Here is a 25,982-nt window from a genome sequence, read left to right on the forward strand (position 1 = left end):
TCAATTCCCCTTGTGCTGGATGTCGTCGTGGTCGTTGTCGGTGCCATCATCGGCAGCGGACAGCGGACGGGCCGGTGTGCGTTTCTGGCCAGGACCGCCATGGGTCGGCTCGGTGACTTCTTCTTGAATCACAGGCCCTTTGCGCACCAGACGCATCATGTAACCCAGGCCCGCACCGAACAGCGCGAAGTACACCACCACGAACAGCACCAGGGTGATGGTCATCTGCGCCAGGCTATGCCCGGAGGACGCATCCGCCGTGCGCATCAGCCCGTAGACCACCCACGGCTGGCGACCGATTTCGGTGGTGAACCAACCGGCGAGAATCGCGATCAGGCCGGACGGGCCCATCCACAAGGCCAGGTACAGGAACGGCTTGGACGTATACATCTTGTCGCCCCGGCGCAGCCACAGGCTGAACAAGCCGGTGAAGATCATCAGGAAGCCCAGGCCGACCATGACCCGGAACGACCAGAACACCACGGTCGAATTAGGACGGTCTTCAGGCGGGAATTCCTTGAGCGCCGGCACCTGTTTATCCAACGAGTGGGTCAGGATCAGGCTGCCCAGGTAGGGAATTTCCACCGCGTACTTGGTTTTTTCAGCCTTCATGTCCGGCCAGCCGAACAGGATCAGCGGCGTGGGTTCATTGCCGATGTTTTCCCAGTGGCCTTCAATCGCGGCGATTTTTGCCGGCTGGTGCTTCAAGGTGTTGAGGCCGTGGAAGTCGCCGATCACCGCCTGGATAGGCGCGACGATCAGTGCCATCCACATCGCCATCGAGAGCATCTTGCGGATCGCCGGGTTGTCCTTGCCGCGCAGCAGGTGCCAGGCCGCCGACGAGCCGACGAAGAACGCCGTGGCCACGAAGGCCGCAGTAGCCATGTGCGCCAGGCGGTAGGGGAACGATGGGTTGAAGACCACGGCGAACCAATCGGTGGGGATCACTCGGCCATCGACGATTTCAAAGCCTTGTGGCGTCTGCATCCAGCTGTTGGATGAGAGGATCCAGAAGGTCGAGATCAGCGTACCGATAGCCACCATCACGGTGGAGAAGAAGTGCAGGTTGCGCCCCACCTTGTTCCAGCCGAACAGCATCACGCCGAGGAAACCCGCCTCGAGGAAGAAGGCCGTGAGCACTTCGTACGTCAGCAGCGGCCCGGTGACGGCGCCAGCGAAGTCGGAGAAGCGGCTCCAGTTGGTGCCGAACTGATACGCCATGACCAGGCCCGAGACCACGCCCATGCCGAAGTTGACGGCAAAGATCTTCGACCAGAAATGGTAGAGGTCGCGGTAAGTGTCGTTACGGGTCTTGAGCCACAAACCCTCCAGCACCGCAAGGTAACTGGCCAGGCCGATGGTGATCGCCGGGAACAGGATGTGAAACGAGATGGTGAACGCAAATTGAATTCGGGCGAGATCTAGCGCCTCCAAACCGAACATAAGTCTTCCTCTGTCAGGTAATACCGGTTGCGGGCTCGGAGCCTGCACCCACTGCCCCCACGGATATGGAGTGTGACGAATTTCAATTCGTTTCTTTTTTTACCCGTCACGTAGGGAATCTGGCCTTTCGGCCGCCAGAACAATCCCGGTGCGGGTGTTGATCTGGATCAAGCATCGTTGAAAGAGTAGTCCCATTTGCGCTGCCCGGTTGTGTGGTCTTTTGCCGCGTGACAGCTTGCCTCACCAGGGTTATTGCAACTATTTGTTACAACACAATGCTAATCTCGCCATTCCTTTCGGTCTCGACCTTTACTCCCAATGCCTAGTGAACCTGCGTTGCTGTTACGTCACCACCGCCCCTTCATCGCGTTCTGGCTGGCGCGGATCTTTACCGCCAGCGGCTTCCAGATGCTGACCGTGGCCATCGGCTGGAACCTCTACCAACTGACTGGCAATGTGCTGGACCTGGGGCTGGTCGGCCTGGTGGAGTTCGTGCCGCGCGTGCTGTTCATGCTGCATACCGGGCATGTGGCCGATCGCTATGAGCGACGCAAAGTCGCCGCCATCTGCCAGACCGTACAGGCGCTGATTGCCCTGTCCCTGGCCATCGGCGGTCTGACCGGCAACGTGACCCGCGAGATGATCTTCATCCTCGCTTTCCTGCTGGGCGCCGCGCGTTCATTCGAAATGCCCACCACCCAGGCGCTGCTGCCGAGTATCGTGCCCAGCGCGCTGTTCCCCCGGGCCGTGGCCTCGTCGCAATCGGCCCAGCAATTGGCGACGATCGTCGCCCCGGCCCTCGGTGGTTTGCTCTATGCGTTCGGCAGCGTTTGGGTGTACGGCCCGACGGTGGTGCTGTACCTGATCGCCTGCGGCTTGACCCTGAACCTGCCTGCGCGCCAGACGCCGCTGAACAAAGGCAAGGCCACCCTGGATTCGCTGCTGGCCGGGATTCGCTTTATCCGCAGCCGGCCGGACATCCTCGGCGCCATTTCCCTGGACCTGTTTGCCGTGCTGCTGGGCGGCGCCACCGCGTTGTTGCCGGTGTTCGCCAAGGACATCCTGCTGACCGGCCCCTGGGGCCTGGGCCTGTTGCGCTCGGCACCGGCGGTGGGGGCGCTGTTGATGTCGTTGTGGCTGGCGCGTTTTTCGGTGGACCGCAAGGTCGGCCGCGTGATGTTCACCGCAGTCGGGGTGTTCGGCGTGGCGACCATCGCGTTCGGGCTGTCGACCTCGTTCTGGTTTTCCCTGGCGGTGCTGGTGGTGCTGGGCGCGGCGGATATGATCAGCATGGTGATCCGGGCGTCGTTCGTGCAGTTGGAAACGCCGGATGAGATGCGCGGCCGGGTGAGCGCAGTCAACGGCCTGTTTATCGGTGCATCCAATCAATTGGGTGAGTTCGAATCAGGGATCACCGCTCATTGGTTCGGCACCGTGCCCGCCGTGGTCATGGGCGGGATTGGTACGCTGGTGGTGACCGGGGTGTGGATCAAGCTGTTCCCGACCCTGGCGAATCGGGACCGGATGCATGTGCCGGTAGAAGAGCCCGGGCTGAAGCCCACCGCATAACCTGAGCCTTGAACAAGATAAATGTGGGAGGGGGCTTGCCCCCGATAGCGGTAGATCAGTCACATCATCCTCGACTGATACTCCGTCATCGGGAGCAAGCCCCCTCCCACATGAGTTACGCGGTGTGTTTTAGAGCACCTTGTCCAGGGTGATCGGAAACTCCCGAACCCGCTTGCCAGTGGCGTGGTAGATCGCATTCGCCACCGCCGCCGCCACCCCAACAATGCCGATTTCGCCCACGCCCTTGGACCCGAGCGCATTGACGATCTCGTCGTGCTCTTCGACAAACACCACGTCAATCTCACCGATATCGGCATTCACCGGGATGTGGTACTCGGCCAGGCTGTGGTTCATGTAGCGACCCAGCTGATGGTCGACCTGGGTCTCTTCGTGCAGCGCCATGCCGATGCCCCACACCACCCCGCCGAGGATCTGGCTGCGCGCCATTTTCGGGTTGACCACGCGCCCGGCCGCAATCGCGCTGACTACGCGGCTGACCTTGATGGTGCCCAAGTCTTCATCTACCCGCACTTCGACATACACCGCCGAATGGGTGGCCGTAGCATAGCCCTCGCGCTTCTTGTCGGGCTCGCTGTCGATCTGCACCTCAAGCCCGTCCTCGCCGCTGTCCTTGACCAGTTGGGCCAGCGACACACTCACGTCGCCGGTGTGCAGTTGGCCGTCTTCAAAGCGCACGGACTCGGCATCCTGGAACACCGGGTAAGTCTGCCGGGCAACGGCCAGCAGTTTGGCGGTCAAGGCCTCGCAGGCTTGCTGCACGGCGGTGCCGACGGACGACACGGTAAACGAACCGCCTTGCAGCGGCGCGGTAGGCAGTGAGGAATCACCGAGCAAAAACACCACGTCCTCCACCGCCACACCGCTGGCCTGCGCCGCGATCTGGGTCATCACGGTGTAGGTGCCCGTGCCGATATCGGTGGTGGCGCTGCTGACGGTGAGTTTGCCGCTCGTATCGAGGCGCGCCTTGGCGCTGGCTTTCATCTGCATGGCTTCCCACACACCACCGGCCATGCCCCAGCCGATCAACTGGCGGCCGTCGCGCATGCTGCGCGGTTCGGGGTTGCGCTGGCTCCAGCCAAAACGCTCGGCACCTTCGCTGTAACACTCGCGCAGGGCTTTGCTCGACCAGGGCTTGTCTTCATTCTGGTTACGTTCGGCGTAGTTGATCAGGCGCAGTTGCACCGGGTCGATGGCCAGGGCGCAGGCCAGTTCGTCCATGGCGCATTCCAGGCCGATCACGCCCAAGGCGGCGCCGGGGGCGCGCATGTCCAGTGGGGTGAAGACGTCCAGCGGCACCAGCTTGTAGGTCAATTGCACGTTATCGCAGTGGTAGAGCATGCCGCTCCATTCCACCACGTGTTCGCTGAAATCCTCGAAGCGCGAAGTCTGGCCAATCGCGGTATGCCCCAGGGCCAGCAAGCGCCCGTTGGCGGCGGCGCCCATCTGCAAGCGCTGCAAGGTGCGCGGGCGATAGCCGAAGGTGAACATCTGTTGGCGGGTCAGGGTCACGCGCACCGAGCGCTTGAGCGCCAGCGATGCCATCACCGCCAGCGGCAATTGGTACTGCGGGCGCAGGCCCGAACCAAAGGCGCCACCGACGAACGCGGCGAAGATGCGTACCTGGCTCTTGTCCAGGCCAAAGACTTTTTGCACATACGCCTGGCAGTTCTGCGGGCCCTGGGTTTTGTCGTGGATATGCAGGGTGCCGTCGGGCTGGTACAGCACGGTGCTGGCGTGGGGCTCCATCGGGTTATGGTGTTCGATGGGCGTGCTGTAGTGCAGATCGAGGCTGATGGCGGCACCGGCCCATTCAGCCTGAAAGTTGCCACGCGGCCCAGGCGGTGTCTGGGGCGAAGGGTGAGCCGACTCCTGCTGGGCGATCAGGTCGGTTTCGAAGCCTTCCGGTGCATATTCGATGTCGACCAGCGAGCCGGCATGCCGCGCCAGCTCCAGGTTATCGGCGATCACCAGGGCCAGGGGCTGGCCGCTGTAGAGCACGCGGTCGTTATACAGCGGACGGAATGGCGAGCCGTCGGCGGCATCTGCATCGGCGAAGGCATCGTCGTAGCTGGCGATTTTCGGGCGATTGAGGTGATGGATGACCTCAACCACGCCCGGCAGTGCCAAAGCCCTGGAGGCATCGATGCGCAGGACACGGCCTTTGGCGATGGTGCTCGAGACTACGCTGCCATGCAGCAGGCCGTCCTCGGGAAATTCACCGGCATAACGCGCTTTGCCGGTGACCTTGAGCAGACCGTCGACACGGTCCAGGGGTTTGCCGATGGCGCTCATGGCTGTTCTCCTGCGACCGCAGCGTCGCTCAGTGCACGAATGAGTGCGCGGCGCGCCAGCTTGATCTTGAAGCCGTTGTGTTGCAGCGGCTCGGCATCCTGCAGCAGGGCATCGGCAGCGTTACTGAAGGTTTCGCGGCTGACGCTGCGACCTATCAGCGACGCCTCTACCGCGCGGTCGCGCCAGGGTTTGTGCGCCACACCGCCAAGGGCCAGGCGGGCGTCGATGATCTCGTCGCCGTTCAATTCCAACGCGGCGGCAACCGACACCAGCGCGAACGCGTAGGACGCACGGTCGCGAATTTTCAGATAGTGGCTGTGGCGGGCCAGGTTATCGGCAGGCAATTCAATGGCGGTGATCAGTTCGTCGTCGGCCAATTGGTTGTCGCGTTGCGGTGCATCGCCGGGCAGCCGGTGGAAGTCGGCAAACTCGATGACCCGCGCCCCGCCGCGCCCTTCGACATGCACCCGCGCCTCCAGCGCCGCCAGGGCCACGCACATGTCCGAAGGGTGGGTGGCGACGCACTGCTCGCTGGCGCCGAGGATCGCATGGATGCGGTTCAAGCCGGTGCGCGCCGGGCAGCCGCTGCCGGGCTCACGCTTGTTGCACGGCACCGTGGCGTCATAGAAATAGTAGCAACGGGTGCGTTGCAGCAGGTTGCCACCGGTACTGGCCATATTGCGCAGTTGCGGCGAGGCCCCGGCGAGAATGGCCTGGGACAGCAATGGGTAACGCTGTTCAATCAGCGGGTGCCAGGCCAGGTCGGCATTACTGACCAGCGCGCCGATACGCAGGCCGCCCTCGGCGGTTTCTTCGATGGCATTGAGCGGCAGCCCGGTGATATCGATCAGGTGTTCGGGCCGGCTGATGTTCTCTTTCATCAGGTCCAGCAGGTTGGTGCCGCCGGCAATGAAGCGCGATGCCGCGCTGCTCAGGTGCACCGCCTCGTGCACGTCGGCGGGTTTGCTGTAATGGAAGGGGTTCATTGCTCACCTCCCCGGTTGCCGCACGCCGGCAGCGCCTCTTCGATGGCCGCGCGGATATTGCTGTAGGCACCGCAGCGGCACAGATTGCCGCTCATCAATTCCTGCACCTGCGCACTGTCGTGGGCGCGGCCTTCGTTGGCCAGGCCGACCGCCGAGCAAATCTGGCCGGGGGTGCAGTAGCCGCACTGGAAGGCATCGTGCTTGATGAAGGCTTGCTGCATCGGGTGCAACTGGTCGCCGTCGGCCAGGCCTTCGATGGTGGTCAGCTCGGCGCCGTCGCACATCACGGCCAGGGTCAGGCAGGCGTTTACGCGCTTGCCGTCACGCAAGACGGTGCACGCGCCGCACTGGCCGTGGTCGCAGCCCTTTTTGCTGCCGACCAGGTCCAATTGTTCGCGCAGCAGGTCCAGCAAGGTGGTCCAGGGCAACACACTCAATTGGCGATCCTGGCCGTTCAAGGTCAAGCGTATCGGGTGGGCGACGAACGGCTGGGCCGCCGCGCCATTGGGGGTCGCGCTCATAAACACCTCACGGGTTGATGTACATCCGCGGCGTTCAGGGAAATCGCCGTCTCAGGGGTACGACTTCCCAGGGTTTTGAGCGTTCAAGCCAATTGATCAGCGGATATTGAGCTGGGCTTTCAGGGTATTTTGCGGAGGATTGATCGAGGTATTGGTGAATTCGAACCAACCCTGGGCTTGCACGTTGAGGTCAAACACATAGATGTAGCCCATCAGCGTGCCCACGCCGTTACAGGCCTCACTGATGTTGCCCACCTGGCACACCGCCGTGCGTTGCCCGTTCAACTCGGCGCCGTTGAAGCGGCCCATCGGGCTGTTGCCCAGGCCGACTTCCATTACCGAAACCTTCGTCGGCCCACGGTGCTCGCACATCTGGGTGGTCTGCACACGGTCCGGGATGGCCTCGCTGCACTTCGCCGATTCGACCTTGAACACCCGCACCTCGCTCAAGGCCGGTGCAGCCGCGCCCCACACCGGTGCCGCGCCGAGCCACAGGCTCAGACAAGGGATCAGAGCTAGACTCCACGCGTTGGCTTTTTTCATGCTGTCGATGACCTGCTGTTGAACGTCGGCGCAGTATGCCTCAAGGCCATGCGCCACACAGCCTCGGCTGCTGGTATGATGCGCCGCTTTTTCCGATCCTCTCTGAAGCCACAAGCGCTTGGCGCAGTTTGTGCTTTGACTTAGAGGTCAACAAATCACGACGCAAGATAGCGTCACAGGGAGCCGGCATGCTGGAAAAGCTGTTTCAACTCAAAGCCCACAACACCAACGTGCGCACCGAGATTCTCGCGGGTATCACGACATTCCTGGCCATGGCTTACATCCTGTTCGTGAACCCGAGCATCCTCGGCGAAACCGGCATGGACAAAGGCGCGGTGTTTGTCGCGACTTGCCTCGCGGCGGCCATCGGTTCGACCGTGATGGGCCTGATCGCCAACTACCCGATCGCCCTCGCGCCGGGCATGGGCCTCAATGCTTTCTTCACCTACACCGTGGTCCTGCACATGGGCCACACCTGGCAGGTGGCATTGGGCGCGGTGTTCATTTCGGCGGTGCTGTTCTTCCTGCTGTCGATCTTCCGTATCCGTGAGTGGATCATCAACAGCATTCCCCTGCCCCTGCGCTCGGCAATTGCCGCCGGTATCGGCCTGTTCCTGGCGCTGATCGCCTTGCACAACGCCGGTATCGTGGTCGCCAATCCGGCCACGCTGGTGGGCCTGGGCGATCTGAAACAACCGGCGCCGATCCTGGCCACCCTCGGTTTTGTGCTGATCGTGGCCCTGGAAGCCCTGGCCGTGCGTGGTGCGGTGCTGATCGGCATCCTGGCGGTGACCATCGTGTCCATTGTGATGGGCTTCACCCCGTTCGGCGGCGTGACCTCGATGCCACCGTCCCTGGCCCCGACCTTCCTGCAACTGGATATCAAGGGCGCGCTGGACATCGGCCTGGTCAGCGTGATCTTCGCGTTCCTGTTCGTCGACCTGTTCGACAACTCCGGCACCCTGATCGGCGTCGCCAAGCGCGCCGGCCTGATGGGCAAGGACGGCCACATGCCGAAAATGGGCCGTGCGCTGATCGCCGACAGTACGGCGGCCATGGCCGGCTCGCTGCTGGGTACTTCGACCACCACCAGCTACATCGAATCTGCCGCTGGCGTGAGCGCCGGTGGCCGTACCGGCTTGACCGCCATCGTGGTCGCGATCCTGTTCCTGCTGGCGCTGTTCTTCTCACCGCTGGCGGCCAGCGTACCGGCCTTCGCCACCGCGCCGGCGCTGCTGTTCGTGGCCGTCTTGATGACGTCCGGCCTGGCCGAAATCGACTGGGATGACATTACTGTGGCCGCGCCGGTGGTAATCACCGCCCTGGCGATGCCCTTCACTTACTCCATCGCCAACGGCATCGCCTTCGGTTTCATCGCCTGGACCGCCATCAAGCTGCTTTCGGGCCGCTACCGTGAGCTGAACCCGGCCCTGGTGATTCTGTCGATTCTGTTCGTGATCAAGCTGGGCTGGTTCAACGCATGACTTTCGACGCCGCACACTACACCGCTCAACTGCAAGACAAGGTCACGCGCCTGCGTGGCCTGCTGGCACCGTTCGACGCCCCCGAGCCGCAGGTCTTCGACTCGCCGCTGCAGCACTTCCGCCTGCGGGCGGAGTTTCGCCTGTGGCGCGAAGGCGGCGAGCGCCACTACGCGATGTTCGCCCAGGACGACAAGCGCACGCCGATCCTGATCGAAGCGTTTCCCATCGCCAGCCAGCGCATCAACCAGTTGATGCCGCAGCTCAAGGCCGCCTGGCAAGCCAGCGCCGCCCTGAGCCACAAACTGTTCCAGGTGGAGTTCCTCACCACCCTGGCCGGCGACGCGATGATCACCCTGTGCTATCACCGCCCGCTGGATGAACACTGGCACACCGCAGCGAACAAGCTGGCGGCTGAGCTGAACGCGAGCATCATTGGCCGCTCCAAGGGCAAGCGCGATGTGATCGGCCGCGACTACGTGGTGGAAAAACTCGAGGTCGGTGGCCGCACCTTCAGCTACCGCCAACCCGAAGGCGCCTTCACCCAGCCCAACGGCACGGTGAACCAGAAGATGCTCAACTGGGCGTACGACGCCCTGGGTGATCGCCCGGACGACTTGCTGGAGCTGTACTGCGGCAACGGCAACTTCACCCTGCCGCTGGCGACCCGCGTGCGTAACGTGCTGGCCACCGAAATCAGCAAGACCTCGGTGAATGCGGCCCTGAGCAACCTCGATGAAAATGCCGTGGATAACGTCACCCTGGTGCGCCTCTCCGCCGAGGAACTTACCGCGGCCCTGAATGAAGTGCGCCCGTTCCGCCGTCTGCATGGCATCGACCTGAAAAGCTACGAATTCGGCAGCGTCTTCGTCGACCCGCCCCGCGCCGGCATGGACCCGGACACCTGCGAACTGACCCGGCGCTTCGACAACATCCTGTATATCTCCTGCAACCCGGAGACGCTGGCGGCGAACATCGCGCAACTGCACGACACGCACCGCATTAGCCAGTGCGCAATGTTTGACCAGTTCCCGTGGACGCACCATATGGAATCGGGTGTGTTGCTGACCCGTCGATAACGCTGTCAGGCATCATCAGCTCCCACACTGAAATTCATGTGTCCGTCGAGTCGCCGGGTTCCAGCACTTCCTTGCGCGGCCGGCCGCCCTTCTTGCCATTGGCCCGGGCGGCGGCCGATTTGGCGGCGCTGCGTTTGCGACCGTTTCGGGAGGCTACCAGGCTTGTAGCGAGGTCCATCAGAGGCTGGCTTGTGGCGATAAGGCCAGTGATCGAAACGTCCAGGTCCTGGGCCTCACAGCAAAGCGCCTTGCCGCCGAAACCGACCTCCAATTGCTGGAAGTCCTGCTGGGAAAACTTCTCGAACTCCGGCAGACCGGCCACCGGCAACATGATACGGCTGCCATCGCTGAAGCCAATGGAGATGCAGTCGTCTTGATAGCGCACGTTGCTGGCGTTGGCATACAGACGCTTCAGCTTGCGCCCACGGACGATTGCCTTGTCAACGTCGGCATCGCTGAGAGGCACATAGGGTTTGACTTTGGCTTTTACGATTTTTTTCATAATTCAATCTCCACAGACCCCGGTGCCCTGACCAGGCTCAAAATTGTTTTTTGCCCTACGACATCGTGCCGGGCACGTGCAATCACATAAACACCCCGCTGAAGCATCTATTTTCATCGTAACCCAGCCGTTAGGTTATTTTCCGCCAGGTAACAATTTTTCCGTGTCACCCGGCAACCGATTACATGCTCACGAAGTTGCTTCAAGGATTAGTAACGACGAACGATCCTGCGTAATACCTCAGCAGAAGCTGCCCAGCTGATTAACGGTTCGATAATCGAACAGATTCAGCGACTTCATTTGACCAAACTAACCATCCAGTACATTTTATCCGCACAACCAATAAGAACTGCGGAGACCTCTATGCCACCCATCGTGCTGGTGCTCAACGGCCCCAATCTCAACCTGCTCGGTACCCGCGAGCCTGCCACCTATGGCCACGAAACCCTGGCCGATATCGCCGCCCTGTGCGGGCGCAGCGCGGAAAAGCTCGGGCTGACCATCGAGTTTCGCCAGACCAATCACGAGGGTGAACTGCTCGACTGGATCCACGCCGCCCGCGCCCGTTGCGCCGGGATCGTGATCAACCCGGCGGCCTGGACTCACACCTCGGTGGCGATTCGCGATGCGCTGGTGGCTAGCGAGGTGCCGGTGATCGAGGTGCATTTGTCGAACGTGCATGCCCGTGAGGCGTTTCGTCATCACTCCTTTGTCTCGCCCATCGCCAAGGCAGTGCTGGCCGGGTTTGGCAGCCATGGCTACCACTTGGCCCTGGAACATTTCAGCCACTCGTTGAAAGGATGCGCCTGATGAAACCCCGCGTTCTCGCCGGCCTGATCGGCGCCGGCATCCAGGCCTCCCGCACGCCCGCCCTGCATGAACAGGAAGGTGACGCCCAGGGCCTGCGCTACCTGTATCGCCTGATCGACCTGGAAGCGCTGCGCCTGGACAGCCACGCCCTGCCCGAACTGCTACGTGCCGCCGAGCAGATGCACTTCACCGGCTTGAACATTACCTATCCGTGCAAGCAGGCGGTCCTGCCGTTGCTCGATGAATTGTCCGACGAGGCAAAGGGCATTGGCGCGGTCAACACCGTGGTATTCAAGGACGGCAAGCGCATCGGCCATAACACCGATTGCCTGGGGTTTGCTGAGGGTTTCCGACGCAACTTGAATGACGTGCCGCGCCAGCGCGTGGTGCAGATGGGCGCCGGCGGTGCAGGCGCGGCGGTGGCGCACGCGCTGCTGGCCGAGGGCGTTGAACAGCTGAGCATTTTTGACCTGGACAGCCTCCGCGCCCGCGAGCTTGTGGATAACCTCGCCCGGCGTTTTGGCAACGGTCGTGCCCAGGTCGGCGGCGACTTGACCAACGCCATGGCGGAGGCGGACGGCCTGGTCAACACCACACCAATGGGCATGGCCAAGCTGCCCGGCACACCGGTGCCCGCTGCGTTATTACATGCAGGGCTGTGGGTGGCGGAAATCGTGTATTTCCCATTGGAAACCGAGTTGCTGCGCGACGCACGCGCCTTGGGTTGCCGCACGTTGGATGGCGGCAATATGGCGGTGTTTCAGGCGGTGAAGGCGTTTGAGTTGTTCAGTGGCGAGGCGGCGGATGCAGACCGGATGCTGACGCACTTCCAGAGCATGAACAGCTGACTGAAAAACACAGTTCAATGTGGGAGGGGGCTTGCCCCCTCCCACAATGGTCACTCGGTGCATTCAAGCTTGCAGATAACGCAACACCGACTCGCAGATCATCTCCCGGTGCCGCTGCTTGATCGCCTCGTCCGACAGTTCAATCTGAAAAATCTCACTAAAGGTATGCCGGTTGGAGACACGGTAAAAACTGAACGAGTTGATCAACAGGTGCACATCCAGCGGCTCCAACCCTTCGCGAAACAGCCCCATTTCAGCGCCGCGACGCAGGGTCTCACCGAGCCCCTCGAGGATTTTGCTGTTCATGTCCTTGATCGTACTGGTGCGCTTTACGTACTCGGCGTTGTGGATATTTTCGATGCTGACAATGCGCACGAAATCCACGTTCTGGTCATGGTGGTCGAAGGTGAACTCCACCAGCCGGCGGATCGCTTCGCGCGGTTCCAGGGCCGTGAGGTTCATGCGCGTTTCGGTGTTGCGAATATCGCCGTAGAGCTTCTCCAGCACCTCGACGTAGAGCTGTTCCTTGCTGCCGAAGTAGTAATAGATCATGCGCTTGGAGGTGTGGATGCGCTCGGCGATGGCGTCCACGCGGGCGCCGGACAGGCCCTGCTGAACGAACTCGACAATGGCTTCCTGGAGAATATTCTCGCGGGTCTTTTCCGGATTGTTCTTGCGACTCTTGCGCGGTGCGTCTGACACGGCAGAGAGGTCGGGAGTCAGGGTCATGGTGCGCTCACGGCGTTTTTATGCAGGCCCGATTATGGGCCGAGGCGCTCCCCGAAGGAAGCACCTCCCCACCGTTATAAACGCGCCTGACGCACCGCACCGCTGCGCGACTTGGCCATCGCCGCCAAACGCACCGCCACGTTGGCCGCGCCATAACCGGCATAGCCGTTCTTGCGCTGGATGATCTCGAAGAAAAACCGGCCCTCGAAGGCTTCGGTGTAGACATGAAACAGCTCACCGCCCTGGGCGTCGCGGTCGTACAGCACGTTGTAGTACGCCAGCTCGCTGAGGAACTCATCGTCGAAATCAAAGCGTGCAGCCAAATCGTCGTAGTAGTTGAGCGGGATATCCAACAGCGGCACCCCGGCCTCCTTGGCCCGGCGCACCTCGGCGAAAATATCCGCGCAATCGAAGGCAATGTGGTGCACGCCCGAGCCGCGATAGCTCGAAAGCGCGTGGGAAATCGCCGTATTGCGGTTCTCGGAAATATTCAGCGGCAGGCGAATCGAACTGCAGCGGCTGCGCAGTGCGCGGCTTTTGACCAGGCCGTAAGGGTCGGGCAGCACCACTTCGTCATCAGCTTCAAAATCCAGCAAGCTTTTGTAGAACAGCACCCAGCTGTCGAGGCTATCGGCCGGCAGGGCCATGGCCATATGGTCGATGCGCAGCAAGCCGCCGCTGGCGGTGACGGGTTGCAGGTTGAAATCGGTGTCGTATAGCCCGCCTTCGCTTTGGTCCACCAGGTAAATCAAGCTGCCATCCGGCGCGCGTACGGCCGCCAACTCCAGCTCATTGGGCCCGACCAGGCCGCGATAGGGCTGGCCCTTGTAGGCCACCGCCCGCTCCAACGCCTTGGCGCTGTCCTTGACCCGAATCGCCGTGGCGCACAGCGACGGGCCATGGGCCTCGAAAAAGTTGTGGGCAAAGGAATAGGGTTCGCAATTGAGGATCAGGTTGATATCGCCCTGGCGCAACAGGCTCACGTTCTTGGAACGATGCTGGCCGGCCTTGGCGAAGCCCAGGCGTTCCAACCAATGGGTCAGCTTCGCGCCGAGGCTTTCATCCACCGCAAATTCGAGGAATTCGATGCCGTCGTACTCGCTGGCCGCCGGGGTCTCGAACAGGATATCCAGCGGCGCGGCGGGTTGTTCCGCCGCCAGGCGCTGGCGGGTTTTCTCTTCCAGGTACAGCAACGAGCGCAAACCATCTGCCGCGTTGGCCCGGGTCGGTGCGGCGCGAAAGCCGTCGTTGAAAATCTCCAGGGACAACGGCCCGGTGTAGCCACTCTTGATGATCGGCGCGAGAAACCCAGCCAGGTCGAACTCACCTTGGCCGGGGAAGCAGCGAAAATGCCGGCTCCACTCCAGCACATCCATGGCCAGGATCGGCGCGTCGGCCATTTGCACGAAGAAGATTTTGTCGCCGGGGATCTCGGCGATGGCACTTGGGTCGCCCTTGAGCGACAAGGTGTGGAAACTGTCGAGCAGCACACCCAGGCTGGGATGATCCACCTGGCGCACCAGGTTCCATACCTGCTGCCAGGTGTTCACATGCTTGCCCCAGGCCAGCGCTTCATAGCCGATTCGCAAGCCACGACGGCCCGCGTGTTCGGCCAGCAGGCTGAGGTCGTCCAGCAGGATGCGCTCATCGCCCACGCAATCGGCCGAGGCGTTGCTGCACACCAGCACCAGGTCGGTGCCCAGCTCCTGCATCAGATCGAATTTGCGCTCGGCACGCTCGAGGTTGCGCGCCAGACGATCACGGCGGCAGCCCTCGAAGTCTCGAAACGGCTGGAACAGGGTGATGGCAATGCCCAAGTCGGCGCACATCTGCCTGACTTCACGGGGGCTGCCGTCGTAGTACAGCAGGTCGTTTTCAAAAATCTCAACGCCATCAAACCCGGCGGCGGCAATGGCTTCGAGCTTTTCCGGCAGGGTGCCGCTCAACGACACGGTAGCGATGGAACGTTGCATGGGTCACTCCCGGCAATTGTTGTTTATGGCAAATTATTCGCCCACAGCCTACACGCGGCAATTAAAATGTACGAACCGGTTAGTTTTTGGTGCGATTATCGAACACTATGCCCCTTTGGCGAATTGACGACTTTTTAACCACTGCGCACCATCGACCTTGCACCAAGACCCAGATCACACCATAAAAATTTCAAAAACGGGTACGACCTCATGCCTCTGCAAAACTCCGCCCTGGCCGCGCGCCCCGGCACCCCGCACGCCGGCATCGGCGACAAGATCCGCGGCGCCCTGGCCGTGGGTAAAACCCGCTGGGGCATGCTGGCCCTGGTGTTCTTCGCCACCACCCTCAACTACATCGACCGCGCCGCCCTGGGCGTGATGCAACCGATTCTGGCCAAGGAAATGAGCTGGACGGCGATGGATTACGCCAACATCAACTTCTGGTTCCAGGTCGGCTACGCCATCGGCTTTGTGCTGCAGGGCCGCTTGATCGACCGGGTAGGCGTCAAGCGCGTGTTTTTCTGCGCGGTGCTGCTGTGGAGCCTGGCCACCGGCGCCCACGGCCTGGCTACCTCGGCCGTCGGCTTCATGGTCTGCCGGTTTATCCTCGGGCTGACCGAGGCCGCCAACTACCCGGCGTGCGTGAAAACCACGCGCCTGTGGTTCCCGGCCGGCGAGCGCGCGGTGGCGACCGGCATCTTCAACGCCGGCACCAACGTCGGCGCGATGATGACGCCCATGCTGCTGCCGTTGATCCTGCACGTGTGGGGCTGGCAGGCGGCGTTCCTGTGCATGTCGGCGCTCGGGGGTATCTGGCTGGTGTTGTGGGGCTTGAAGTACTACAACCCGGAAGAGCATCCCACCGTTAAACAATCCGAATTGGACTACGTGCAACAGGAAGTCGAGCCGGAACAACCCCGCGTACCGTTCAGCCGCATCCTGCGCATGCGCGGCACTTGGGCCTTCGCGCTGGCGTACTCGCTGACCGCGCCGGTGTTCTGGTTCTACCTGTACTGGCTGCCGCCATTCCTGAACCAGCAATACAACCTGGGCATCAACGTGACGCAGATGGGCATCCCGCTGATCATCATCTACCTCACCGCCGACTTCGGCAGCGTGGGCGGCGGCATTCTGTCCTCGTTCCTGATCGGTCGCGGGATGAACTCGATCAAGGCGCGGCTGCTGTCGATGTTCTTGTTCGCCTGCTGCATCGTCGGCGTGATCATGGCGGCCGGCTCCAGCCAATTGTGGGTCGCGGTGTTCGCCATCTCCCTGGCCATCGGCGCGCACCAGGCCTGGACCGCCAACATCTGGAGCCTGGTGATGGACTACACGCCCAAGCACATGATGAGCACGGTGTTCGGCTTCGGCGGCATGTGCGCGGCCATCGGCGGCATGTTCATGACCCAGATCGTCGGCCATATCCTGACCGTGACCAACAACAACTACACGCTGTTGTTCACCCTGATTCCGGCGATGTATTTCATCGCACTGGTGTGGATGTACTTCATGGCGCCGCGCAAGATTCCTACGGTAGAGGTGTAATCAACGCCGCCGCTGCTGCCAGGCAGCGGCCAAGCCGCTCATGCAGATCACCCCGATACCGACCACCGTGGTCATGTCGGGGGTGTGGCTGAACACCAGCCAACCCAACAACCCCGCAAACACGATCTGGCAATAGCCGAACGGCGCCAGCAAGGCCGGCGCCGCGAAGCGGAACGCCTGGGTGAGCATCAAGTGCGCGGTCATCCCGCAGGTGCCCAGCGCCAGCATCATCACCCCATGCCACAGGGTCGGTACCTGCCAGAAGAACGGCACCATCGCACTCATCACCAGGGTGTTGCACAGGCCGGCGAAGAAGTTGCTGGTGGTGGGGCTGTCGTATTGGCTGAGGATGCGCGTGAGCAGTTGGTAGAAGCAGAAGAACAGCGCCGAGCACAGTGGCAGCAGCACCGCCGGGGTGAACAGCTCACCGCCCGGATGGATAATGATCACCACGCCGACAAACCCGCAGATCACCGCCAGCCATTGGCCACGCGTGACGTGCTCGCCGAGCAGGGGCACCGAGAGCGCGGTCACCAGGATCGGCGCAAGGAAGTTCACCGCCGTGGCTTCCGCCAACGGGATGTAATGCAGCGCCGTGGTGAAGAACAGGCTGGTGCCCAACAAGCACAACGCCCGCACCACCTGCATCCCCGGCCGCTTGCTGCGCAGCACGCGCAGGCCCGATTGCGGCAGGAAGATCCCGGCCATCAGCAAGGTGTGCACCATGTACCGCGCCCACACCACCATCACGATCGGGTAGAACCCGGCCAGGTATTTGGATAGAGCGTCGTGGCTGGAGAACAGGAACGTCGCCAGCACAATCAGCAGGATGCCTTTGAAGGGATGGTTGACGCCGGAAAGCGGGGTACTGACAGTCATTGAATTCTCTTGTGTGGCGAGCTGAACACGGTGGCACTCAACCGAAGTAATCTAGCAGCCGGGCAGGCGTCTGCCCCAAGAGCATAACCAAACACCGGGCGAACAGCGCACTAAATCAGTGGATTTGAGTCCAACCCAGCACGCGCGCCCCGGCGTTGCACACTTATTAATCAAGGCCCTGCCGCTATGAAAAAAATCCTGTTTGCCCTGTCTGCCCTCGCCCTGCTCTCTGCCTGCGATAAAACGCCGAAAGAAGCCCCCAAGCCCGCCCCCGCGTCCGTGCAGGCGACCCTGGTACCCGAAACGCCACCCACCGATAAATGGGTGGGCAAGTGGATCGGCGTCGAAGGCTTGAACCTGAACATCGCCAAGGACGACAGCATCGGCCGCGGCCACTACCTTCTGACCATGCAATATGGCCTGGATGCCGATGCGTCCGGCACGTTCAAAGGCCAGGCAACCGATGATGGCATCGCCTTTACCCGCCCGGACGGCCCGCAGGTGCTGCGCGCCGGGGATGGCGCAGCCACTGGCTTGAAATGGCTGGCCGATAAAAAAGACTGCCTGATTGTCGCCAGCGGCGAAGGCTATTGCCGCTAACTACGACCATACTCCATCCATATTTTTGCCGGACCGTTAACAAGAGGATTGCCCCATGCTATGGAAAAAAGGCCGACGCAGCGACAACGTGGTGGATGCCCGCGATGACAGCGGCGGTGGCGGCGGTGGCGGGATGCGCTTCGGTGGCGGCAAGGGCCTGAGCCTGACCGCTATCGTGCTGATCGTCGGCATCGGCTGGCTCACCGGCCAGGACCCGATGCAGATCCTCGGCCAATTGACCGGCCAGATGGAGCAGGCGCCGTCGGTCAGCACGCAATCGCGTCAGGCTCCGCCGGCCAACGACGAGCAGGCCGACTTCGTGCGCGCGGTGCTGGGCGATACCGAAGACACCTGGGGCCAGGTGTTCCAGGAGAACGGCCTAGCCTACAAGAACCCGAAACTGATCCTGTTCCGTGGCCGGGTGAACTCAGCCTGCGGGGGCGCCACCTCGGCCAGCGGCCCGTTCTACTGCCCGGCTGACCAGCAGGTGTACCTGGACCTGGATTTCTTCCGTGAAATGTCGCAACGCTTCCAGGCCGCCGGCGATTTCGCCCAGGCGTATGTGATCGCCCACGAAGTCGGGCATCACGTACAAACCCTGCTTGGCATCTCGTCCAAGATCCAGGCCGCACGCCAGCAGGGTCGGCCGATGCAAGGCGACGGCGGCCTGCTGGTCCGCCAGGAGCTGCAAGCCGACTGCTTTGCCGGCGTCTGGGCCAACCGCGCGCAAAAGCGCCTGAATTGGCTGGAACCCGGCGATATCGAAGAAGCACTGAATGCCGCCAACGCCATTGGCGACGACCGCCTGCAGCAGCAGGGTCAAGGGCGCGTGGTGCCGGACTCGTTTACCCACGGCACGTCGGCTCAGCGCGTGCGCTGGTTCAAGACCGGCTTCGCTCAGGGCCAGATCTCCCAATGCGACACCTTTACGGCCAAGAGTCTTTAAATGCATAAACGCGTGGGCTGGCTGCTGGCGTGGTTGATGTCCTGTTCAGCGTTGGCTGCCGAACACGGCGTCAACCTGGTCAGCCCTGAGCGTTTTCATGTGGATGCGGGCGAGCTCAGCCTGGGCTTGAGCCAGGATTGGCGCCAGCCGCTGCCGGAGGTCACCCGCGCGCTGATTATCGTGCACGGCCGCCTGCGCAATGCGCAGACCTATCTGAAAAGCGGGATCGATGCCGCGGCCCATGCCGGGGCTGGCGGTACCGTGCTGGTGATTGCGCCGCAGTTTCTCAACCAGTCGGACGTTGAACGTCACCACCTGGATGACCAGGTGCTGCGCTGGAAGGGCAATGACTGGATGGCCGGCGCGCCGTCAATCGGTCCGGGCGCGGTCAGCTCTTTTGGCGCCCTCGACCAGATCATCCAACACCTGGGCAACCGCGCACTGTTCCCGCATCTGAAAGAAATCGTCGTCGCCGGGCATTCCGGTGGCGGCCAGGTGGTACAGCGCTTCGCGGTCACCGGCCACGCTCACCCAATGCTGCAGACCGAAGGCATCCGCCTGCGGTATGTGGTGGCCAACCCATCGTCCTACGCCTACTTCAGCCCACAACGCCCGGTGAAGTTCGAAACGGCCGGTTGCCCTGATTTCAACGACTGGAAGTACGGCATGCAAGGTGTACCGGACTACGCCAAGGGCCAGGGCGCCGAGCAACTGGAGCAGGCTTATGTTTCACGCGATGTCACGTACCTGCTGGGCCAACAAGACACCGACCCCAACCACCCGGCGCTGGACAAAAGCTGCGAAGCCGAAACCCAAGGTGCGTATCGGCTGATTCGCGGGCACAACTATTTTGACGCCCTCAAGCAGCGGCATCCGCAGTTGGGTCACAGGCTGGTAGAAGTACCGGGAGTGGGGCATGACGGGGATAAAATGTTTACCTCGCCCGAGGGCCAGAAAGTCCTGTTCGCGCAATAACTGCCGAAACCGGATAAAAATGTGGGAGTCCCCCGATTGCGGTGTAACAGCCAGCAATTCTTTAACTGACAGACCGCTATCGGGAGCAAGCCCCCTCCCACATTGGACTGGCGGCGTTTGGGCTGGATCATCCGGCGCCCGAGGGCCAGAGAGCCCTGTTTCCCCAGGATTGACTGAAGAAACCGGTTCAAAATGTGGGAGGGGGCTTGCTCCCGATTGCGGTGCAACAGCCAGCAATTCTTTAACTGACAGACCGCTATCGGGAGCAAGTCGAATCGTCGCACCGTCCCTCCCACAGTTGATCTTCATTGCCTGGGCTAGATCATCTGGCGCAATACCGCACAATCCTCGGCATGCCAATCCGCCAACTCCGGCCACGGGTTCTGCGGCAAATTAACCAGCACCGTCCGCGTCCCGGCCGCCCGGCCGCAATCCAGGTCGAAGCGGTAATCGCCAACCATCACCATCTCGCTCGGTGTGACATCCCAGGCCGCCGCCAGCTTCAACAGGCCGCCCGGATCCGGCTTGGGCGGTGCGTCCTCGCGCCCCAGCACGTCCTCGGCGGCAAAACAGTCCGCCAGGCCAATCGCTGCCAGAGTGACATGCGCCAGTTCCTGCGCATTACGCGTCAAAATTCCCAGGCGATAACCGCGCCCGGCCAGCTCGCGCACCAGTTCCACCGCGCCCGCGGCGGCGACTGAACCCAGCGCCAGTTCGCGCTCGTGTTCCAGCAACCAGGCATGCTTGGCCGCCGCGATATCCGCCGGCAATGCGGCAAGGTGCGTGAGAATATCGTCTTCAGCAGGAATCTCCAGCGCCGCCCGGATGGCCGCAAAATCATGCACGGCCACCGTGAGAGTGCCGTCCATGTCAAACACCCAATGCCGGACGTCGGCCAGGCTCATGCCCAGTCCTTGCGATGACGAATCAAGCCTTCCTGGGTCACCGACGCCACCAGTTGCCCGGCGCGGTTGTACACGCTGCCCCGGGAAAATCCTCGGGAATTGCCGGCCCATGGGCTGTCCATGGCATACAGCAACCAATCATCGGCGCGCAGATCAGCGTGAAACCACAGCGCGTGGTCGAGGCTGGCGACCTGCATGTCTTTGTGCCACACGGTCTTGCCATGGGGCAGCAGCGAGGTGGTCAACAGGCCGAAGTCCGAGGCGTAGGCCAACAGGTATTTATGCAACGCCGGCGCATCGGCCAGGGCGCCGTCGGCACGAAACCACACGTACTTGACCGGGTCGGACGGCTGCGGGTTGAACGGGTCTTTTTCGGTCACCGGGCGCACTTCGATGGGCTTGGGGCACAGCAGTTTGTCGCGCATATGCTCGGGGATCAGGTGCGCACGCTGCTGAGTCAGCTCCAGCTCCGACGGCAGGTTCTCAGGGCCGACCACCACGGGCATGGTGGTCTGGTGTTCGAAACCTGCTTCGTCGTACTGGAACGAGGTGGTGCAGGTGAAAATCGGGTGGCCCTTCTGGATCGCGGTGACGCGGCGCGTGCTGAAACTGCCGCCGTCGCGCACGCGGTCCACCGAATACACCACCGGCAACGCGGCGTCGCCTGGACGCAGGAAATAACCGTGCAGGGAATGCACGTGGCGCGCTTCTTCGACGGTCTGGCTGGCCGCTGACAGCGACTGGCCAAGCACCTGGCCACCGAACAATTGGCGAAAACCCAGGTCCTGGCTGCGGCCGCGAAAGAGGTTTTCCTCGATCGGCTCCAGGGTCAGCAAGTCCACCAGATCTTCCAATACTTGGCTCATAGAGCAACTCCTAAACTCGATAGGGCATTCCGGGCTGCTTATCCGTGCAGCGTGTCCAACCATTGGGCGCGGGTGATGCGGTATAAAACATGCGGACGCAGCGGGTCATCGGCTGCGACTTTGGGGTGTTCGAAATCTGCCTGCGGATCGTAATGCATACCGATGGCCTGCATGACTTTTTGTGATGGCAGATTGGCCTCAGTGGTGAAGGCGACGACCTCATCCAGGCTCAAGCGATCGAAACCACAGCGCAATGCGGTCCAAGCCGCCTCGCTGGCGTAACCCAGGCCCCAGTGCTCGCGGGCCAGACGCCAGCCGATTTCCACCGCCGGGGTGAAATTCGCTTCAAAACTGACGTTCTGCAGCCCGGTGAGGCCGATGAATTCACCGGTATCCTTGCGCTGCAAAGCCCAAAAGCCAAAACCATATTCGGCGAAGTGGCCGCGTATCCGGCCAATCAGTGCAGCGCTTTCCAGGTGGCTCAATTTAGCCGGGAAATAACGCATCACCTGCGGGTCGGCGCACATCTGCGCAAAGTCCAGCAGGTCGCTGTCACGCCATTGGCGCATGATCAGCCGTGCGCTTTCCAATTCCAGTATCGGCTCCATGGGGCCCCCTTCCTTGCCATGTGCGTGAGTGTACAGCGCTGGTAAGATCCGACGCAGATTCCCGTCAGAAAATCCCATGCCCTTGCCATTGATCTACCACGATGACTACAGCCCCGAGTTCCCGGCGGACCACCGCTTCCCCATGGACAAGTTTCGCCTGTTGCGCGATCACCTGGTGGACAGCGGCCTGACCGAGGACAGCCGTTTGCTGCGACCGCAGCTGTGCCCGGCAGAGATTCTGGGCCTGGCCCATGAACCTGGGTATATCGAACGCTATATGAGCGGCGAGTTGTCTCGCGAGGACCAACGGCGCCTCGGCCTGCCGTGGAGCGAAGCCCTGGCGCGACGCACCGTGCGCGCGGTGGGTGGCTCGATCCTTGCGGCGGAGCAGGCGCTGGAGCACGGCCTGGCCTGTCACCTCGCCGGTGGCACCCATCACGCCCACTACGATTACCCGGCGGGCTTTTGCATCTTCAATGACCTGGCCGTGATCAGCCATTACCTGCTGGCCAGCGGCCGGGTCAACCGTGTGCTGATCTTCGACTGCGACGTACACCAGGGCGACGGCACCGCGCGCATCCTGCACGACATACCGGACGCCATCACCGTATCGCTGCACTGCGAAAAAAACTTTCCGGCGCGCAAGGCGCAGAGCGACTGGGACATCCCGTTGCCGATGGGCATGGGCGATGCCGACTACCTCAAGGTGGTCGATGACGCGCTCAACTACCTGCTGCCGCTCTACCAGCCGGACTTGGTGCTGTACGACGCCGGCGTGGATGTACACAAGGACGACGCACTCGGTTACCTCAAGCTGACCGATGCCGGTGTCGCCGCTCGCGATGAAAGCGTGATGCGGCACTGCCTGGGCCGCGACATTCCGGTGGTGGGCGTGATTGGCGGCGGCTACAGCAAGGACCGCCCTGCCCTAGCGCGCCGCCACGGCATCCTGCACCACAGCGCGCAGCGCGTGTGGACGTCATCAGGTTGTCATTGAACTGTGGACCTTACCCACAATGCCTGTGGAACCAGCTGTGGATAACTTGAGCGTAACGGTCTGAAAGCGTTTAGCCGTATGGCTTGTAGGAATGTGTACGTTTTTTGATCAGGCAGCTGCGCCTTCGTCGGGTAGAATGCTCGACCTATTCCCAGCACCGTAGTCCTGCCCATGCCTCAGACTTCTCTTCACCCTGTCTCCATCATCGGCGGCGGCCCTGCCGGGTTGATGGCCGCCGAAGTCCTGAGCCGGGCGGGCGTGCGCGTGGCGCTGTACGACGGCATGCCTTCAGTGGGGCGCAAGTTCCTGCTGGCCGGCGTGGGCGGCATGAATATCACCCACTCCGAAGCCTACCCGGCGTTCCTCTCGCGCTATGCCGAACGCGCGCCGCACATGGCGCCGTTATTGCGCAGCTTCGGTGCCGAAGCATTGTGCGAGTGGATTCACGGCCTGGGCATCGAAACCTTTATCGGCACCTCCGGCCGCGTATTTCCTACGGACATGAAGGCCGCGCCGCTGCTGCGGGCCTGGCTCAAGCGCCTGCGTGAACAAGGTGTGGTTATCCACACCCGGCATCGTTGGCTGGGGTGGAATGCTGAAGGCGACTTACTTATCCACAGCCCGGAGGGCGCGAAAACCGTGCGCAGCGCTGCGGTGCTCCTGGCCTTGGGTGGTGGCAGCTGGTCGCGCCTGGGCTCCGATGGAGCCTGGCTCAATTTATTCGAAGAGCGTGGCGTGCCCTATGTGCGCCTGCAGCCGAGCAACTGCGGTTTCGAGGTGTCGGCGTGGAGCGACTTGATGGTCAGCAAATTCGCCGGGGCGCCGTTGAAAAACGTCGCCATTGGGCTGGGGGATGCTAAACCTCGCCTGGGCGAATGCGTAGTGACCGCCACGGGTATCGAAGGCAGCCTGATCTATGCGCTGTCGGCGCCGATTCGGGAAACGATCAACCGCGACGGCGCCGCCACCGTGCATATCGATCTGCTGCCGAGCAAGCCGTTGCACAAGGTGCAGGCGGCACTGGCCAAGCCGCGCGGGTCGCGGTCGATGAGCAAGCATTTGCACAGTCAACTGGGCCTGGATGGGGTCAAGGCGGCGCTGTTGCGTGAGCTGGCTCCTGCTGAGCACTTCAATGACCCGGCGCAGTTGGCGGTGGATATCAAGGCGTTGCCGCTGACATTGGTCAAGACTCGGCCACTGGACGAAGCCATCAGCACGGCCGGCGGTGTGCCGTTCGAAGCGCTGGATGAGCGGCTGATGCTCAAGCAAATGCCGGGCGTGTTTTGTGCCGGGGAGATGCTGGATTGGGAGGCACCGACCGGGGGGTATTTGCTGACGGGGTGTTTTGCCAGCGGCCGGGCGGCTGGGCTTGGGCTGTTGGAATGGCTTAACCGCTGAGATGGGTGGTGGATTCGAAGCCGCCATCGGGAGCAAGCCCCCTCCCACATTCTGACCTGTGAATACATTCAAAATGTGGGAGGGGGCTTGCTCCCGATGAGGCCATCAGCCCCACCGCAAAATCACTTCTTCTTACGCGGCCCGGTGTTGAAAACCGGCACCTTGCGCACCGGCTTGATCGAAGGCTCCGCCGGCGCCACGTCGCCGCTTTCCACCCACTTGCCCAAATTGCGCTTACCACCGCCACCCGATGTTTTGGGCTTCTTCGGCTTTTTCGGCTTCTTCACCACCTGCCCGCTGGCATCGGTATCCGGCACGCGGTGTTCCGGCTCGAAGTCCGGTTCCATCTTGCGGGTCAGGGTCTGGCGGGTCAGCATCTCGATTGCCGAGAGCATGTTCACTTCATCGGCGCACACCAGCGAAATCGCCTCGCCGGTGTTGCCCGCGCGACCGGTGCGGCCGATGCGGTGGATGTAGTCTTCTGCGACGATCGGCAGGTCGAAATTGACCACCAGCGGCAAGTCTTCGATGTCCAGGCCACGGGCCGCCACGTCGGTGGCGACCAGGATCTGCACGTCGCTGGCCTTGAAGCGGTCCAGCGCACGCTGGCGGGTGGCCTGGGGTTTGTCGCCATGGATGCCGTCGGCGTTGATGCCCAGCCCCTGCAACTTATCCACCAGCGCATCCACGCCGTTGCGGGTTTTGGCAAACACCAGCACCTGCTTCCAACGGCCCTTGCGCATCAGGTGCACGAACAGCTCCGCCTTGCGCTTTTTATCCACCGGCACCACCCACTGTTTCACGGTGTTGGCGGCGACGTTGCGCGGGCTGACTTCGATGCTCAGCGGGTCATTGAGCATCTGCCCGGCCAGCAGGCGGATGTCATCGGAGAAAGTGGCGGAGAACAGCAGGGTCTGGCGCTTTTTCGGCAGCATGCGGTAGATGTTGGCAAGCTCTTCGGAGAAGCCCAGGTCGAGCATGCGGTCGGCTTCATCCAGCACCAGGGTTTGCAGCTGGTTGAGTTTCAGCGCGTTCTGGCGGAACAGGTCGATCAGGCGACCCGGCGTAGCAACCAGGATGTCCACGCCCTTGCGCAGCTTCATCATCTGCGGGTTGATGCTCACGCCGCCATACACCGCGTAAGTGGTCAGCGGCAGGTGCTGGGCGTATTCGGCGACGCTGGCGTGAACCTGCTCGGCCAGTTCACGGGTGGGGCACAGGATCAGCGCACGCGCCGAATTGGCGGCGACTTTCGGCCCTTCCATCGTCAGCAGCTGCAGCAGCGGCAAGGCAAAGCCGGCGGTCTTGCCGGTGCCGGTCTGGGCCGCAGCCATCAGGTCACGACCGGCCAGCACCGCCGGAATGGCTTGCGCCTGCACCGGCGTCGGGGTCTGGTAGCCAAGCGTCTCAAGGGCGCGCAGCAAGGGTTCGATCAGGCCAAGGGAGGCGAAAGTCATGTGTTTACC

At 62.2% G+C, this 25,982-nt stretch carries 24 protein-coding genes; 11 read left to right on the forward strand and 13 right to left on the reverse strand.

Annotated elements, in window-relative coordinates; all coding sequences use genetic code 11:
* Positions 1-1,443, reverse strand: a complete 1,443-nt coding sequence (locus tag C4J87_RS22170) for a cytochrome ubiquinol oxidase subunit I (RefSeq protein ID WP_124368431.1) — start codon at positions 1,441-1,443, stop codon at positions 1-3.
* 318 nt (positions 1,444-1,761) lie between these two features.
* Between C4J87_RS22170 and C4J87_RS22175 the strand changes: the two genes are divergently transcribed.
* Positions 1,762-3,012 carry an MFS transporter gene (locus C4J87_RS22175; RefSeq protein WP_124368432.1) on the forward strand — a complete coding sequence of 417 codons (1,251 nt, stop codon included), beginning with the start codon at positions 1,762-1,764 and terminating at the stop codon, positions 3,010-3,012.
* A 129-nt stretch (positions 3,013-3,141) separates the two neighbouring features.
* Here the strand turns inward: C4J87_RS22175 and C4J87_RS22180 are convergent, their stop codons facing one another.
* From C4J87_RS22180 to C4J87_RS22195, 4 genes are all read right to left on the reverse strand, one after another.
* Positions 3,142-5,325: a xanthine dehydrogenase family protein molybdopterin-binding subunit gene (locus C4J87_RS22180; protein WP_124368433.1), complete on the reverse strand. Its 2,184-nt coding sequence runs from the start codon at positions 5,323-5,325 to the stop codon at positions 3,142-3,144.
* A complete protein-coding gene (locus C4J87_RS22185; RefSeq protein WP_124368434.1) occupies positions 5,322-6,311 on the reverse strand; it encodes a xanthine dehydrogenase family protein subunit M in 990 nt (329 codons plus the stop codon). The genes C4J87_RS22180 and C4J87_RS22185 overlap by 4 nt, the downstream gene beginning before the upstream one ends.
* Positions 6,308-6,832, reverse strand: a complete 525-nt coding sequence (locus C4J87_RS22190; protein ID WP_124368435.1) for a (2Fe-2S)-binding protein — start codon at positions 6,830-6,832, stop codon at positions 6,308-6,310. Before C4J87_RS22190 ends, C4J87_RS22185 begins: the two co-directional genes overlap by 4 nt.
* A gap of 96 nt (positions 6,833-6,928) precedes the next feature.
* Complete coding sequence (locus C4J87_RS22195) at positions 6,929-7,375, reverse strand: DUF4879 domain-containing protein (protein WP_124368436.1); 447 nt, start codon at positions 7,373-7,375, stop codon at positions 6,929-6,931.
* 188 nt (positions 7,376-7,563) lie between these two features.
* Here C4J87_RS22195 and C4J87_RS22200 point away from each other — a divergent pair, with 188 nt between their 5' ends.
* The gene (locus tag C4J87_RS22200) at positions 7,564-8,859 is read left to right on the forward strand and encodes an NCS2 family permease (protein ID WP_124364502.1); all 1,296 of its coding nucleotides are present in this window, start codon (positions 7,564-7,566) and stop codon (positions 8,857-8,859) included.
* On the forward strand, positions 8,856-9,935 hold the full coding sequence (trmA, locus tag C4J87_RS22205; protein ID WP_124368437.1) for a tRNA (uridine(54)-C5)-methyltransferase TrmA: 1,080 nt from the start codon (positions 8,856-8,858) through the stop codon (positions 9,933-9,935). The genes C4J87_RS22200 and trmA overlap by 4 nt, the downstream gene beginning before the upstream one ends.
* A gap of 34 nt (positions 9,936-9,969) precedes the next feature.
* Here trmA and C4J87_RS22210 read toward each other — a convergent pair whose 3' ends face one another.
* The gene (locus C4J87_RS22210; RefSeq protein ID WP_124368438.1) at positions 9,970-10,437 is read right to left on the reverse strand and encodes a DUF2442 domain-containing protein; all 468 of its coding nucleotides are present in this window, start codon (positions 10,435-10,437) and stop codon (positions 9,970-9,972) included.
* A gap of 363 nt (positions 10,438-10,800) precedes the next feature.
* Between C4J87_RS22210 and aroQ the strand changes: the two genes are divergently transcribed.
* Positions 10,801-11,247: a type II 3-dehydroquinate dehydratase gene (gene aroQ, locus C4J87_RS22220; RefSeq protein WP_124364504.1), complete on the forward strand. Its 447-nt coding sequence runs from the start codon at positions 10,801-10,803 to the stop codon at positions 11,245-11,247.
* Positions 11,247-12,095: a shikimate dehydrogenase gene (locus C4J87_RS22225; RefSeq protein WP_124368439.1), complete on the forward strand. Its 849-nt coding sequence runs from the start codon at positions 11,247-11,249 to the stop codon at positions 12,093-12,095. Before aroQ ends, C4J87_RS22225 begins: the two co-directional genes overlap by 1 nt.
* 63 nt (positions 12,096-12,158) lie before the next feature.
* Here C4J87_RS22225 and C4J87_RS22230 read toward each other — a convergent pair whose 3' ends face one another.
* Together C4J87_RS22230 and quiC are read right to left on the reverse strand one after the other, a co-directional pair.
* Positions 12,159-12,824 carry a TetR/AcrR family transcriptional regulator gene (locus C4J87_RS22230; RefSeq protein WP_124364506.1) on the reverse strand — a complete coding sequence of 222 codons (666 nt, stop codon included), beginning with the start codon at positions 12,822-12,824 and terminating at the stop codon, positions 12,159-12,161.
* Between the two features lie 74 nt (positions 12,825-12,898).
* Positions 12,899-14,797, reverse strand: a complete 1,899-nt coding sequence (gene quiC, locus C4J87_RS22235) for a 3-dehydroshikimate dehydratase QuiC (protein ID WP_124368440.1) — start codon at positions 14,795-14,797, stop codon at positions 12,899-12,901.
* Between the two features lie 210 nt (positions 14,798-15,007).
* Here quiC and C4J87_RS22240 point away from each other — a divergent pair, with 210 nt between their 5' ends.
* Positions 15,008-16,342 carry an MFS transporter gene (locus C4J87_RS22240; protein WP_124364508.1) on the forward strand — a complete coding sequence of 445 codons (1,335 nt, stop codon included), beginning with the start codon at positions 15,008-15,010 and terminating at the stop codon, positions 16,340-16,342.
* On the opposite strand, the gene C4J87_RS22245 is transcribed toward C4J87_RS22240, so the two are convergent.
* Positions 16,343-17,221 carry a DMT family transporter gene (locus C4J87_RS22245; RefSeq protein ID WP_065935812.1) on the reverse strand — a complete coding sequence of 293 codons (879 nt, stop codon included), beginning with the start codon at positions 17,219-17,221 and terminating at the stop codon, positions 16,343-16,345.
* Between the two features lie 186 nt (positions 17,222-17,407).
* Between C4J87_RS22245 and C4J87_RS22250 the strand changes: the two genes are divergently transcribed.
* From C4J87_RS22250 to C4J87_RS22260, 3 genes are read left to right on the forward strand one after another with little or no spacing between them, the layout of a single operon-like run.
* Complete coding sequence (locus C4J87_RS22250; protein WP_124368441.1) at positions 17,408-17,821, forward strand: lipoprotein; 414 nt, start codon at positions 17,408-17,410, stop codon at positions 17,819-17,821.
* 55 nt (positions 17,822-17,876) lie between these two features.
* Positions 17,877-18,767: a neutral zinc metallopeptidase gene (locus C4J87_RS22255; protein ID WP_124368442.1), complete on the forward strand. Its 891-nt coding sequence runs from the start codon at positions 17,877-17,879 to the stop codon at positions 18,765-18,767.
* Positions 18,768-19,742, forward strand: a complete 975-nt coding sequence (locus tag C4J87_RS22260) for an alpha/beta hydrolase (RefSeq protein ID WP_124368443.1) — start codon at positions 18,768-18,770, stop codon at positions 19,740-19,742.
* A 317-nt stretch (positions 19,743-20,059) separates the two neighbouring features.
* Here C4J87_RS22260 and C4J87_RS22265 read toward each other — a convergent pair whose 3' ends face one another.
* Genes C4J87_RS22265 through C4J87_RS22275 form a run of 3 tightly spaced genes read right to left on the reverse strand, consistent with a single transcriptional unit; the run spans position 20,060 to position 22,121 of the window.
* On the reverse strand, positions 20,060-20,647 hold the full coding sequence (locus C4J87_RS22265; protein WP_124368444.1) for an HAD family hydrolase: 588 nt from the start codon (positions 20,645-20,647) through the stop codon (positions 20,060-20,062).
* Positions 20,644-21,513 (reverse strand): acyl-CoA thioesterase II, encoded by an 870-nt coding sequence (tesB, locus tag C4J87_RS22270; protein WP_124364513.1) that lies wholly within the window; start codon positions 21,511-21,513, stop codon positions 20,644-20,646. The genes C4J87_RS22265 and tesB overlap by 4 nt, the downstream gene beginning before the upstream one ends.
* Before the next feature lie 38 nt (positions 21,514-21,551).
* A complete protein-coding gene (locus tag C4J87_RS22275; protein ID WP_124368445.1) occupies positions 21,552-22,121 on the reverse strand; it encodes a GNAT family N-acetyltransferase in 570 nt (189 codons plus the stop codon).
* Between the two features lie 76 nt (positions 22,122-22,197).
* Here C4J87_RS22275 and C4J87_RS22280 point away from each other — a divergent pair, with 76 nt between their 5' ends.
* Both C4J87_RS22280 and C4J87_RS22285 read left to right on the forward strand, forming a co-directional pair.
* Entirely contained in the window at positions 22,198-23,118 is a 921-nt protein-coding gene (locus tag C4J87_RS22280) for a histone deacetylase (RefSeq protein ID WP_124368446.1), read from the forward strand.
* A gap of 171 nt (positions 23,119-23,289) precedes the next feature.
* The gene (locus tag C4J87_RS22285) at positions 23,290-24,516 is read left to right on the forward strand and encodes a TIGR03862 family flavoprotein (RefSeq protein WP_124368447.1); all 1,227 of its coding nucleotides are present in this window, start codon (positions 23,290-23,292) and stop codon (positions 24,514-24,516) included.
* Between the two features lie 122 nt (positions 24,517-24,638).
* On the opposite strand, the gene C4J87_RS22290 is transcribed toward C4J87_RS22285, so the two are convergent.
* Positions 24,639-25,973: a DEAD/DEAH box helicase gene (locus C4J87_RS22290; RefSeq protein WP_124368448.1), complete on the reverse strand. Its 1,335-nt coding sequence runs from the start codon at positions 25,971-25,973 to the stop codon at positions 24,639-24,641.
* Positions 25,974-25,982 lie beyond the last annotated feature (9 nt).

It is taken from the genome of Pseudomonas sp. R1-43-08, assembly GCF_003852255.1.
GTDB lineage: Bacteria > Pseudomonadota > Gammaproteobacteria > Pseudomonadales > Pseudomonadaceae > Aquipseudomonas.

What these genes read in the sequence shown, in the direction of transcription:
- C4J87_RS22170 (WP_124368431.1), bottom strand. Translation starts at nt 1,443, where the DNA reads ATGTTCGGTTTGGAGGCGCTAGATCTCGCCCGAATTCAATTTGCGTTC.
- C4J87_RS22175 (WP_124368432.1), top strand. Translation starts at nt 1,762, where the DNA reads ATGCCTAGTGAACCTGCGTTGCTGTTACGTCACCACCGCCCCTTCATC.
- C4J87_RS22180 (WP_124368433.1), bottom strand. Translation starts at nt 5,325, where the DNA reads ATGAGCGCCATCGGCAAACCCCTGGACCGTGTCGACGGTCTGCTCAAG.
- C4J87_RS22185 (WP_124368434.1), bottom strand. Translation starts at nt 6,311, where the DNA reads ATGAACCCCTTCCATTACAGCAAACCCGCCGACGTGCACGAGGCGGTG.
- C4J87_RS22190 (WP_124368435.1), bottom strand. Translation starts at nt 6,832, where the DNA reads ATGAGCGCGACCCCCAATGGCGCGGCGGCCCAGCCGTTCGTCGCCCAC.
- C4J87_RS22195 (WP_124368436.1), bottom strand. Translation starts at nt 7,375, where the DNA reads ATGAAAAAAGCCAACGCGTGGAGTCTAGCTCTGATCCCTTGTCTGAGC.
- C4J87_RS22200 (WP_124364502.1), top strand. Translation starts at nt 7,564, where the DNA reads ATGCTGGAAAAGCTGTTTCAACTCAAAGCCCACAACACCAACGTGCGC.
- trmA (WP_124368437.1), top strand. Translation starts at nt 8,856, where the DNA reads ATGACTTTCGACGCCGCACACTACACCGCTCAACTGCAAGACAAGGTC.
- C4J87_RS22210 (WP_124368438.1), bottom strand. Translation starts at nt 10,437, where the DNA reads ATGAAAAAAATCGTAAAAGCCAAAGTCAAACCCTATGTGCCTCTCAGC.
- aroQ (WP_124364504.1), top strand. Translation starts at nt 10,801, where the DNA reads ATGCCACCCATCGTGCTGGTGCTCAACGGCCCCAATCTCAACCTGCTC.
- C4J87_RS22225 (WP_124368439.1), top strand. Translation starts at nt 11,247, where the DNA reads ATGAAACCCCGCGTTCTCGCCGGCCTGATCGGCGCCGGCATCCAGGCC.
- C4J87_RS22230 (WP_124364506.1), bottom strand. Translation starts at nt 12,824, where the DNA reads ATGACCCTGACTCCCGACCTCTCTGCCGTGTCAGACGCACCGCGCAAG.
- quiC (WP_124368440.1), bottom strand. Translation starts at nt 14,797, where the DNA reads ATGCAACGTTCCATCGCTACCGTGTCGTTGAGCGGCACCCTGCCGGAA.
- C4J87_RS22240 (WP_124364508.1), top strand. Translation starts at nt 15,008, where the DNA reads ATGCCTCTGCAAAACTCCGCCCTGGCCGCGCGCCCCGGCACCCCGCAC.
- C4J87_RS22245 (WP_065935812.1), bottom strand. Translation starts at nt 17,221, where the DNA reads ATGACTGTCAGTACCCCGCTTTCCGGCGTCAACCATCCCTTCAAAGGC.
- C4J87_RS22250 (WP_124368441.1), top strand. Translation starts at nt 17,408, where the DNA reads ATGAAAAAAATCCTGTTTGCCCTGTCTGCCCTCGCCCTGCTCTCTGCC.
- C4J87_RS22255 (WP_124368442.1), top strand. Translation starts at nt 17,877, where the DNA reads ATGCTATGGAAAAAAGGCCGACGCAGCGACAACGTGGTGGATGCCCGC.
- C4J87_RS22260 (WP_124368443.1), top strand. Translation starts at nt 18,768, where the DNA reads ATGCATAAACGCGTGGGCTGGCTGCTGGCGTGGTTGATGTCCTGTTCA.
- C4J87_RS22265 (WP_124368444.1), bottom strand. Translation starts at nt 20,647, where the DNA reads ATGAGCCTGGCCGACGTCCGGCATTGGGTGTTTGACATGGACGGCACT.
- tesB (WP_124364513.1), bottom strand. Translation starts at nt 21,513, where the DNA reads ATGAGCCAAGTATTGGAAGATCTGGTGGACTTGCTGACCCTGGAGCCG.
- C4J87_RS22275 (WP_124368445.1), bottom strand. Translation starts at nt 22,121, where the DNA reads ATGGAGCCGATACTGGAATTGGAAAGCGCACGGCTGATCATGCGCCAA.
- C4J87_RS22280 (WP_124368446.1), top strand. Translation starts at nt 22,198, where the DNA reads ATGCCCTTGCCATTGATCTACCACGATGACTACAGCCCCGAGTTCCCG.
- C4J87_RS22285 (WP_124368447.1), top strand. Translation starts at nt 23,290, where the DNA reads ATGCCTCAGACTTCTCTTCACCCTGTCTCCATCATCGGCGGCGGCCCT.
- C4J87_RS22290 (WP_124368448.1), bottom strand. Translation starts at nt 25,973, where the DNA reads ATGACTTTCGCCTCCCTTGGCCTGATCGAACCCTTGCTGCGCGCCCTT.